The sequence below is a fragment of the Streptomyces sp. F001 genome (assembly GCF_004187715.1).
Lineage (GTDB): Bacteria > Actinomycetota > Actinomycetes > Streptomycetales > Streptomycetaceae > Streptomyces > Streptomyces flavusporus.
The window spans coordinates 1-10,349 of sequence record NZ_QZWF01000063.1 but is presented as its reverse complement, the minus strand read 5'-3'; the positions used below and the strand labels follow the sequence as shown (position 1 = coordinate 10,349).

Here is a 10,349-nt window from a genome sequence, read left to right as displayed (position 1 = left end):
CCCGCGAAGTACGGAGCTAGAGCGTCTGGACCGCACGGTCGCCGAGCTCGAGGCCAGCGAGCCGGGAGAGGTGGAGTGGGTACGGGCCCGTCAGGAGGCATCCTGGCAGGCCCGCTTCGAAATGCTGCTGGAGAGTCTCGACGAACCGGAACGCGGGGAACGCGCTGCGGCACTGCAGCGGCTGCTGGCCGAGCACGTGTCGACCTCCCCGGGCGGGGTGACGGCCGGGGCTGGCGGGGTAGCGGCAGGAGGAAACATCACCAACCGCGCCGAGAACGGCTCGATCGCCGCAGCAGTGGTCCACGGAGGCGCGCACATCGGCAGCCCTCCGAAGCCGGATCCGATCCAGGGCTGACCGGACCGGCGCATCCAAGCCCACCCAGCGAAGCCAATTCCTCGGGGGATATAACCAACCAGGCGGCGCACGGGGCGATCGCTGCCGGCGTCATCCACGGCGGTGCCCGCATCGACTACCACGCCGCTCCGCGGCAGCCGGTGTCCTGGCCGCACCAGGTCGGGATCATCCCCCAACAAGCCGAGGCCTTTCAGCACCGGGCGGCTGTCGACGAGCTGGAAGCGGCTGTTGCCGATGGCGGGACCGCGGTGTTGGGTCAGGTCATCTCCGGCATGGGAGGCGTCGGTAAGACCCAGCTCGCTGCCCACTACGCCCGCCGTGCTTGGCAGTCGGAACGGCTCGATCTGCTGGTGTGGGTGACCGCGAGTTCCCGCGAGGCCATCGTGACCCGCTATTGCCAGGCCGCCGCCGATCTCACCGGTCGCGACGCGGAGAATGAAGAACGCGGCGCGCAGACTTTGCTGGCCTGGCTCGAGCCCAAGACATCCAACGTATCCGAGGCTGCCCGTAGCTCCGAGCGAAGCAGCCGCAGATGTCGGTGGCTGATCGTGCTGGACGACGTGGCAGACCCTGCCGACCTGAATGATCTGTGGCCACCTGCCAGCCCTACCGGGCATGTGCTGATCACGACACGCCGCCGAGACGCATCGCTGACCGGGCCCGGTCGCCGTCGCGTCAATGTCGGCCTCTTCACCGAAGCCGAGTCCCTGACCTACCTCACCAACGTGCTGACCGCCCACGAGCGTGACGAGCCCGACGAGCAACTCGCCGCTCTCGCGGCAGACCTTGGACGCCTGCCGCTGGCACTCGCCCAGGCCGCCGCCTACCTTGTCGATGTTGGCATCGGCTGCGCGGCCTACCGGACCCTGCTGGCCGACCGTACCCGTTCACTCGCCGACGCCGCCCCTGACGCTCTGCCCGACGGGCAGACTCACACCACGGCCGCCGCATGGGCCCTGTCTCTCGACAGGGCCGACACCCTGCGCCCCGTTGGCCTAGCCCGGCCCATGCTCCGTCTCGCCGCGTTGTTGGACCCCAACGGCATCCCCGACACCGTCTTGACGAGCCCGCCTGCCCTCGACTACCTCACCGGCTACACCAACGACGGCACAGTCACCGCCGACCAGGCAGTGCTGGCCCTGCGGGCGCTGCACCGGCTCAGCCTGATCGACCACACCCCCGTCACTTCCCACCAAGCGGTCCGTGTCCACCAGCTCGTCCAGCATGCTGCCCGCGACGCCCTGACGCCCGCGCAGCACAAGCGCCTCGCTCGCATCGCCGCCGATGCCCTCTTCGCAGCGTGGCCAGCGTCAGAGGCGGAGACGCTCGTCGCGGACACGCCACCCGGCGTGCCCCAATACCACCTAGAGACGGTGCTATACGCCAACTACGTGGCATTGGACTCGAAAGCTCGTGAAGTACTTAAGACGCCCTACGAACACCCAGTAGTAGACCGCGCCCGCCATAGCCTCCTGGGGCAACTGCAGGCAGTTCAACAGATGAGGCACGACATCGTGATGCACCAGATCGGGGAAATCCGGTAAAGCTTCTCCTGCTCGCCGTGTATTCGCCTCCAAAACGTGAACTGCTACTGGCGATCGGCCGACGCCACGACTCGCCATGCTGTATGCGGAAGTTGTGCGACAGCCTCGCTGCTGTCGCGCGGACGTTGCGAAACCCCCGGCGGACGCGGGCGGGGGTGAGGCGACGTGGTTCGGCGGGCCGTTCCCAGGGACGGCGCAGGTCTTCGGTGAGGGGCCGGGCGAGGCGGAGCTGGGTGTGGGAGGCGATGATCAGCCAGGTCCACAGGTCGGCGGTGTCGGCGTGGCGGATCTTCGGGGTGGTCCAGCCGAGCGTCTGCTTCATCAGCCGGAACGTGTGCTCAAGATCGAATCTGCGGAGGAACGACTGCCACCAGCGGTTTACGTCCGCGGGCGTGGCGGTGGGGGCCGAGCACCACAGCCAGACCGGTTTCGGGTCGCGGTCGCCCGGCAGGCGCTCGACCTTCAGGCGGATTAACGTGCCGTGCAGGATGGGCAGTTCCTCCTTCGCATGTTCCAGCCAGGGGCCGCGGTGGGTGAGTCTGGGGTGCATCCGGTCCCAGGCGATCGCCTCGGCGGTGCCGTAGCGGGTGGTGGCCGTGGCCGTGGTGACCTCGGGCTCGTGCCAGCTGTCCGGCTTGGCGAGGGTCAGCACGCCGCCGTGCCGGCGCGGCCGGCCGCCCCTCGGCCCGGAGCGGGCAGGGCCGGGGGCGCGGAGCATGACCCGGTCCGAGCGCAGCCGTCCGACCAGCACGACCGGCAGGTCGGCCAGGGTGTGGGAGAGGTAGGTGACATCGTAGCCGGCGTCCATGACGATCAGGATCTCCAGATCGCCCGGCTGCCAGTGCCCGGCCTGTGTCAACCGCTCGACGACATTGCGCAGTTGGGCGGCGGTGACGGCGGTCGCGTCGTCGGCGGGGCCCAGGCACATAGCGTCCAGCAGCGCGACCCAGGAGGTGCGGCCGGACTCCAGCGCGGCGACGAAGGAATACTGCCAGCCCGGCACGAACTGGTCCGTCTTGCGGTCGCCGCGTCCGTAGACGTGGCAGAACAGCCGGTCGTTGCTGGTCGGCGCGTCAGGGCGCAGCCAGTTGCTCACGTCCACGGCCAGCACGACCCTGCCGTCCGCCGCCCTCGGCAGCGGCAGGCCCGCCAGCGTGCGGCGCAACCGCGTCGGCTCCATCCAGCCCCGGTCCAGCGCGGCGTACAGCGCGCCGTGCCCACGCCGGTGCTCGGCCGCCAGCGACAGTTCGACCAGCATCTTCACCGGCCCGTCCGCACACAGCACCGCGTCCGTGAGCTCGAAGAGCGCATCCGAGCGGGCGTAGAGGCATTCGTAGAACTCGACCCGAAAGCGGGACAGGATGCCCAACGCGTCACCTGCGGGCGCTTCGACTGGGAGACTCATGGGCAGCGGCCGTTCTCTCGTGCTTCGTGACTCGACATCTCGAAGCGTGGAGAACGGCCGCCTCCGCTGTCCCGGGAAGAACCGCAGATCAGCAGGTCGGGTGACGTGCGGGGTTAAACGTCAAGCTGAGCACACCGCATTGCGACAGACCCGCGACCGAGCGTATCGATACGCGGGGCGTTCAGCCCAGACCCGCGGTGAGCTGAGGTCGGTCATGGCCCTGGCCATGGACGGCGCGACCGATACTGCCTCCATCAGACCCGGAGCGGTTCATCCTTCTGCGGTCCGGTGATGCTGTCTCCCGGGATCGAACGGGAGTAGGCCACGGACCCCGCCTCCGTCTGCTGGCTGCGCGTTCTCCTATCAGAGGCCGCACTTGGAGCGGTGTCCTCCCGGCTCGGTCACCGGCCAAAACGGCGACCACCTGGCCGATGAACTGCGGCATCGGTGCGCAGGCCGACACCGGCGCGGGAAGGAGGTGTTGCCGCTCGCCCACCGGGCACGAAGCCCTTCTGAGCCGGTCATCGGTTCGTCGGGCACAGGGAGCACGCCTCGTTGTCATCACCCGCAACAACAGTGACGGAGGTCTGCCTGGGCAATGCCGAGCGTGATCGGTGAAGCCCACGCAGGCACCCACGCAGGTATCGAGGGAGTCTCGCAGGCACCACGGAGGTTCGGTGGGATAGCCGCTGGCAGCAGCTGGACCGAGATGGGGCAAAACCGTCCCCCCGCCTGCGGCTCCGACGGCATGATGTACCGGTGCACGCTCCTCAGCCTGGCCGTTTTCTGACGCCTGCCCTGCTTCCGGCGCTGTTCGTCGTTTGCTACCTGACAGCCCTGCCCCTCGGCCTGGCCGACGGGCCGGCCGCTTCCACGGACGCGTTGCAGCGTCGCCTTGCGAGGCTGAGCGGACTGCAGTGGATCGGTCTCGTCGTCATGGTCCTGTCGGCGACGCTCTTCCTGAGCCATTGCGCACCGGCCCTCACCCGTCTGCTGGAAGGTGACCGCTGGTCGGGGAGGATTTCCCGTCTGCTCAGGGCACGGCAGCGCTGGCGTCGGGAGATCGCGAGACGTCGTTTGACGAGTCAGTTCGAGGAGGCTCTCGCTACCTCGGACCCCGAACTGCTCATCGAGGTGCGGAGCATGTCCGCATGGCTGAGCGAACGCTATCCGATGAACGACGGGCTGCTCAGACCTACGGCGCTCGGGAACGCTCTTGCGGCAGCGCACGAACAGATCGAGGACGTCTACGGTCTTGACGTGAGGCTGGCCTGGCCCCGCTTGTACCACGTGCTGGGAAAGCGCATGCGGACGGAGGCGGACACCAGGGGCGGACTGCTGCACATGTACGTGTCGTTCTTCGTCTTCAGCCTTCCGGCAACCGCGGCGTCGCTGATCGCCTGGCCGCGCTGGAGCGTGCCCGCGATGGTGTTATGGCTGGCGCCCCTCGGCATAGCGGCAATGACGTATCCCAGCGCGGTCCGCGCGGCCGTGGCCTACGGGAGCTCGCTCCGGGTCGCTTTCGACCTGCACCGCTTCGACCTTTATGACGCGCTGCACCTGCCGGCTCCGGCCAACCAAGAGAGGGAGCGGGTCACCAACGCGGCACTGTCCTCGCAGTGGCGGCACAGTGCATTCCGCTCCCACGACGTCCCCTATCCGCAGCAGAGTTGGCCGTCCGGGGGCGATGACGACCCCGTCGGACTCCCTCGAACGCCGACCATGTCAGGGGGCGAGGAGACACCGGAACCGGGCGGGGTCCGGACCGGCCGGGGACCCTCCGGTAGCCGGGCCGGAACCCCGGAGAATGACGGGGCCGACAACGTCGGGGGAGCTCGGCCGGACGAAAATTCTCCCGCTGACGTGGCCGGTGAGAAACTGCTGAAGGCCGGAGCCTCCGGGGCAGGGGTCCTTGCGACCGTAGGGGCGATGGCCACCGCGGCTGCCACCCCCATGGCAGGCAGTCTGCTGCTCACCGGAGTTGGCACAGTCGGCGCCGTAGCGGCTTTCGCGGCGACCGAGCTACTGCGCCGTCGGAGCCAGGGTGAGCCGGTACCCGCGCCTGCCGAGGACACGCAGCCGCCGACGCTCGACTACGACCACCGTGCGGCGCACCAGTCACCTCTCGTCCAGGTCGGCGATAGCATCCGGGAAGCGCTGTCCCCGTCTCCGCCCAAAGCCTTCCGGGGCGGCATGGCGGTCACCCTGCAGCATGCGGACAGAGTCGAACGCGTGGATGACGAGCCAGAGTGGCACATCCGGCAAGGCCACGAGGCCGCCGTCGTCATCTCGATCGGACTCGGCGCCGAATACCAGCAGCGGCCGCAGCGGCTGCTGGACGGGATGGAAGGTGTCGCGGACGAACTGCTGGCGGTGTCCGGGCAGTCGGCCGATGTCGTGGATCTGGACCTCACCGTAGACGCCCCGTTCATGACCGTGCGTCCTGAGCGTCATTCGGTGCGTGCCCAAGTCGCGGGTGGCCAGGTCCGGTTCCGCTCGACCGTCTCGGCGGTGGAGGCCGGTTCCTACGACATCCGGGTGGCGGTCTACGCGTCCGGCAGGCTGGTGCAGGCACTGCCCCTGTCCCTCGTGGTCGACGAAGTACCGCCGGTGGGGCGATGAAGCGGCAGTCGGAGGCGCCCAACGTCACGATCCGGGCCCTTAGCGGTGCGGACGGCTACCGGTTGGAACTCAGGGGCGCCGGCGATCTTGAACCATTGCCACTGCCGATCCACGATCCGACGGTGCTGCGTCATGTGCACGCTCGCTTCGGCAACGCTCTGGAGCGGGCCAAGAACGCCTGGCAGAGACCCGGCACGCTCCCTCTCCAGCAGGCGGGAGCGGCTCTCGCCGACCTTGCGAAGGCGGGCAGTCTCCTGCTCTCACGCGTACTGGTCCGGGCGCAGGAATCCCTCACAGAGCTCGACGCGGCCATGATCCGCTGGTGCCCGTCGCTGCACCAGGCGCCAGGGCGGATCCCCGTGCTGCACGTCGAGCCGGGTGTTGCCCAGTTCCTGCCCTGGGAAGTCATACCGCTGTTTGGCCTGTTCCGGGACGGCTGGGTGGAGACCGTCGACGGCCTGGAACAGGCAGCCGGTTCCTTCCCCGGTTTCAGTGCCGTCGTCGAACGCGCCCTGGTCAACAAGACGTCCGCTCAAAGCCCATGGCTGTCCACGCAGAACGACCAGCTGACGTTGCGTTTCCTCTGGCATGCTAAGTATCCCGGTGCAAGCGGGGAGCTCGCCTTCTTCCGGAACCGAGACGTCATCCGGCTGGAAGGGCCCTGTCCCTCGCCGGGGGATCCGCTCCCCGGGCCTGACACAATCGCCCGTTACATGGCGGACCCCGGACTCGGGCTGGACGGCAGGAGAGTGGAACATCCCCATCAGATCATGCATTTCTCCTGCCACTGCGATGCACGAGCAGCCAACGGCCCCACCGACGACGGGGAGTTCGCCCTCCACCTGGCGACGGAGGACGGCGACTCCGTAAGGATCCCTGTCGAGGAGATCTTGGGAAAGCTGATCCTGGAGTGGAAGGATGCGCGTCGGCGCACTCTTGAGAAGCCCCTGGTCTTTCTCAACGCCTGCGCGACCGGTGTCTACGATCCGTCCACGCTCACCTCCGTTGTCGAGCCCTTTCACAAGAACGAGAACCGCGGGGTCATCGCCACTGCGGCCAATCTCCCGGACCGGCATGCTCACGCGTTCTCCCGCCGCTTCTACTTCGAGCTGCTGAATGGCAGGACCGTCGGAGAGGCGCTGTACGAGGCCAAGTGGGACCTGCTGAGGTCCAGAAAGAACCCGATGGGACTCCTCTACTCCTTGTACGGCATGTCGGCCCTCCAGGTCGCACCGCTGCCGAGCCGTACGTACGCCGACGCATCGCCCGCCCACACCTGACCGCTGTCCACCACTGAGGGGGAAGCATCATGAGCAGCTCCTTGCCAGACGCCTTCTGGCACGAGATCCGTGAACGGTGCGACCGACTGCCCGTCTGGCTTCCTGGGACTCCCATGGAGCTCGGCGACGTGGGCACCTTTCCGTCCCACAACTGGACGAAGTTCACCACGCTGGAAGACCTCGGCCTCAAGGCGAAGCCCGACGACGTGGGTGTCGAGGGCGACATCGAGTACACCTCGAGCGAAGGCGTGACAAGGTCGGCCGGGCTGACCCGGTCGGGCGTGACCACCATGGCCGTCGAGGCACGAGGGGACGCAAGCTACACGTTCGCCCGCAAGGGAGCATTCGTCCTGCGCACCCGGGACGCGACCGTGCACCGGCTCGCCGGCCTCGACGCAGTGGAGAGGCACGTACTCGACCTCTATCAACAGAAGAAGTGGCAGCCCGACTGGGTGGTAATCACCGAGGTGCTCATCGGCGGTCCCAGCCTCGTCCTGGTCTCGGCCGGACGCACGGGTGAGGCCACCGTCCGACTGCGCGGCCAGGCGGCGATCGATCCCACCACCGCGGTGGCCGTGAGGCCCTCGTTCACACTGGAGAGCCAGCAGGGTCTCGCCGCCTCCTTCGAGAGCACCGCTCCGACCGCGTTGATGTGGCGGGGATATCGGGTCCACGACCCATTGCTCCGTAAGGCGAAGTTCAGCGAGCAGCGGGGTACAGGGGAGCCTGCGAAGGGCTCTGTACCCGCCTACGTGTCCCCATCCGCCTACTGGGTGGAGATCGAGTACCCGGAGGACCTGGAGACAAAGCACGCCGACCCTACGACCTGAGCGACTCGGTTTTGTATTGCCGACCCTCACTGTTGCCTTTCCGGCCCGAGCGCATCGCGGATCCGGATGCATAACGTCCCCTTCGGGAACGCCGCCCGCGCGACCCGGACCGTCTCGGCAGGGATCACGTGATCGAGTCCAGGACGGAGGGGCATGAAGCTCACCTCAGACATGCCGTCCCCGCGCAGTACCGCCACCAGGCTCCCCTTACCCGTTCCTGGCAATCCGGTGAATTCGCCAACAGGGTCAGGGTCCAACAACCCACAGGAACGGCTTGACAAAGAGATCCGCCGCCGCACCGATGTGGTTGGTATCTTCCCCGACCACCGAGTGGCCGTCGATACACCACTTCGGCGGACGTCGCCGACAATTGGCGGCCTCGCGGAGTCGTGGAATCATGCCGCCCGACTGCCGCGGCGGCTGCGGAAGATGCCATGAGTCGGTGGACTGCGCAGACGGCTGGATGCGTGGGAAAGGTGGCTGCGGGCCAGGCCATGACCGCACCGGAGTGCGCGGTTGCCCGGAATGAGCTGACGGATCTTCCGCCGGTCAGGCACCCCGGAGGTCGCCATGATGTCCAGCCCCCGTTATCGCAACCCTGCACCTGACCAGGCCGTACTGGTCGCGGACGCCCCGGGCCAGGTGGGGCTGCGCCTGACGGGTCCGGATCGAGCAGCTGTGGTGGCGCTGTCCGCCGAGCCTGCCGCTGTCGGCCTCGCCCGTCACTGGACCACCGGCCTTCTCGGCATGTGGGGCCTGAGTGCGGACGACCGCAGCACGGCCGCTCTGGTGATCAGTGAACTGGCGACCAACGCCGTCCGGTACGGCCACTCGGAGATGACCATCCGCCTCTTCCAGCGGGCAGATCGGCTGTATATGTGTGTGACAGACTCGGGAGTTCCTTCGGTGGCACACCGACGTACCGTCCGCAAGGCATTCGCCGAGCACGGCCGCGGCCTGGCTATCGTCCACGCGCTGGCCGAGTCGATCGAGGTGAGCCGGGAGCCGGACGGATGGCGCGTCGGCGCGGTGCTGCGTGTGACGACAGCCGTGAACGCAGCGGCGGGATCTGCGGCAGGCGGGGCGTGACCCGCTGCGTGGACTTGATGGCCGTCGGGCTGGGCACGGCTGGGAAGAGCCGGCCACCCTCGCGGGGGTGAGCACCGACGCGGAGCGCGCCCCACCCGACACCGCACGAAGTCCTCGATCGGACGGACGGCACCCGGTGGAAGGTCACCAACACGGGAGAGGACTCTGCCGCAGCGCGTGTCGGGAGGCCGGATCCGAGGGTCCGCCGTCCGACAGGGAGGGACACGCCGGCGCTCGTTCGTGGCAGGCTCGTCATGGTGCGAGGAGCCGGCCACAGGGCGGCCCCGCGCTTGCCACGCATCGCTCCAGGAACAAGGCTGCACCCATGAACGCCGCACCGTCCCACCAGGTGCCGCACTCCTCGCAGGGGCCCCACCAGGTCCTCATGGTGCTCTTCGACGGCGTCCAGATCCTCGACGTGACCGGCCCGCTCGAGGTGTACGCCACGGCCAACGAGTACGGCGGCGACTACCGCATCACCACAGCGTCGGTGGACGGCAAGCCCGTCACGGCGACCGCCGGAGTGCACCTGGTGCCCGACCTGGCACTGAACGACGTCGACTTTCGCATCGACACACTCATGATCCCCGGCCGCCCCGACTGGTGGGCAGCCGTCTCCGACACACCGCTCATCGAAGCCATCACGCGCCTGGCGTCCGGCTCCGGCACGGTGGCGTCGATCTGCGCCGGAGCGTTCCCCCTGGCCGCCACCGGGATGCTCGACGGTCGGCGCGCTGCCACCCACTGGCGGCTCGCCGCCGACCTGGCCGCGCGCTACCCGGGCATCGAGGTGGACAGCGACGCCATCTTCGTGCGGGACGGTCGGTACATCACCTCGGCGGGAATCACCGCGGGCATCGATCTGACCCTGTCCCTGGTCGAGGCGGACCTCGGCGCGGACATCGCCCGGGCCGCGGCCAAGCACCTGGTGGTGTTCATGGCACGTCCGGGCGGGCAGTCCCAGTTCTCGATGCGGCAGAGCGCCAAGTACGGCACCGACTCCGTCCTGCGCACCGTACTGGACGCGGTCACGGCCGACCCGCGCGCGGACCACTCCCTGGCGGCGCTGGCCCGGCGTGCCGGGGTCAGCGAGCGGCACCTCACCCGCTTGTTCCGGGCGGAGACCGGCATGACGGCGGCCCAGTTCGTCGAGTGCATCCGGCTGGAGGCCGCCCAGGCGCTCCTGGAGAGCGGCAGCGACCCGCTAGATCCGTACTTCGCGGG

The 10,349-nt window shown here is 68.4% G+C and carries 7 protein-coding genes and 2 pseudogenes; 8 read left to right on the top strand and 1 reads right to left on the bottom strand.

Features of this window, described 5'->3' with window-relative positions:
* The coding region (locus StrepF001_RS46085; RefSeq protein WP_165396566.1) for a hypothetical protein at positions 1-355 on the top strand (355 nt) is incomplete at its 5' end.
* A gap of 272 nt (positions 356-627) precedes the next feature.
* A pseudogene (locus StrepF001_RS49150) lies at positions 628-1,155 on the top strand (NB-ARC domain-containing protein); the annotation flags it as partial.
* Positions 1,156-1,777: 622 nt separating this feature from the next.
* Here StrepF001_RS49150 and StrepF001_RS49145 read toward each other — a convergent pair.
* Positions 1,778-3,304 (bottom strand): NF041680 family putative transposase, encoded by a 1,527-nt coding sequence (locus tag StrepF001_RS49145; protein WP_240797973.1) that lies wholly within the window; start codon positions 3,302-3,304, stop codon positions 1,778-1,780.
* A gap of 759 nt (positions 3,305-4,063) precedes the next feature.
* Here StrepF001_RS49145 and StrepF001_RS42870 point away from each other — a divergent pair.
* The 6 genes and pseudogenes from StrepF001_RS42870 to StrepF001_RS42845 all read left to right on the top strand — a co-directional run.
* Positions 4,064-5,926, top strand: coding sequence for a hypothetical protein (locus StrepF001_RS42870; RefSeq protein WP_129803497.1), 1,863 nt, complete (start codon positions 4,064-4,066; stop codon positions 5,924-5,926).
* Positions 5,923-7,206 carry a CHAT domain-containing protein gene (locus StrepF001_RS42865; RefSeq protein WP_129803496.1) on the top strand — a complete coding sequence of 428 codons (1,284 nt, stop codon included), beginning with the start codon at positions 5,923-5,925 and terminating at the stop codon, positions 7,204-7,206. Before StrepF001_RS42870 ends, StrepF001_RS42865 begins: the two co-directional genes overlap by 4 nt.
* Before the next feature lie 29 nt (positions 7,207-7,235).
* Entirely contained in the window at positions 7,236-8,036 is an 801-nt protein-coding gene (locus StrepF001_RS42860; RefSeq protein WP_129803495.1) for a hypothetical protein, read from the top strand.
* A gap of 252 nt (positions 8,037-8,288) precedes the next feature.
* Positions 8,289-8,375 (top strand): annotated as a pseudogene (locus StrepF001_RS42855) (transposase); the annotation flags it as partial.
* Between the two features lie 231 nt (positions 8,376-8,606).
* The gene (locus tag StrepF001_RS42850) at positions 8,607-9,125 is read left to right on the top strand and encodes an ATP-binding protein (RefSeq protein ID WP_129803494.1); all 519 of its coding nucleotides are present in this window, start codon (positions 8,607-8,609) and stop codon (positions 9,123-9,125) included.
* A 325-nt stretch (positions 9,126-9,450) separates the two neighbouring features.
* Positions 9,451-10,349, top strand: an 899-nt coding sequence (locus tag StrepF001_RS42845) for a DJ-1/PfpI family protein (RefSeq protein ID WP_129803493.1), incomplete at its 3' end; no start/stop codon positions are given.

Bases quoted from the DNA above. Each gene is read 5' to 3' on its own strand.
- StrepF001_RS49145 (WP_240797973.1), bottom strand. From the start codon at position 3,304: ATGAGTCTCCCAGTCGAAGCGCCCGCAGGTGACGCGTTGGGCATCCTG.
- StrepF001_RS42865 (WP_129803496.1), top strand. From the start codon at position 5,923: ATGAAGCGGCAGTCGGAGGCGCCCAACGTCACGATCCGGGCCCTTAGC.
- StrepF001_RS42860 (WP_129803495.1), top strand. From the start codon at position 7,236: ATGAGCAGCTCCTTGCCAGACGCCTTCTGGCACGAGATCCGTGAACGG.
- StrepF001_RS42850 (WP_129803494.1), top strand. From the start codon at position 8,607: ATGATGTCCAGCCCCCGTTATCGCAACCCTGCACCTGACCAGGCCGTA.